Here is a 200-nt window from a genome sequence, read left to right on the forward strand (position 1 = left end):
AGGTATAAGGCGCCATGGGCACTGTGGACATCGATGTCGATCTGTTGGGGGGTGAATGTGGTCCACAGCATCCGCTGGCCACCATCTGCAAGCGTGATCTTTGAAAACGGCAGCCCAGGGCGCGGCCGATAGATATTCAGGAGATCCTGCTCGCTGGCACCACGGGGAAAGACCTTGCCGAATGTCATGAACATGTCTGC

The 200-nt window shown here is 57.0% G+C and carries 1 pseudogene; it reads right to left on the minus strand.

What is annotated here, in order from left to right:
- Positions 1 to 188 (minus strand): annotated as a pseudogene (locus tag DXT96_RS27020) (sucrose phosphorylase); the annotation flags it as partial.
- Positions 189 to 200 lie beyond the last annotated feature (12 nt).

The organism is Agrobacterium sp. ICMP 6402 (genome assembly GCF_009498615.1).
Taxonomy (GTDB): Bacteria; Pseudomonadota; Alphaproteobacteria; order Rhizobiales; family Rhizobiaceae; genus Agrobacterium; species Agrobacterium burrii.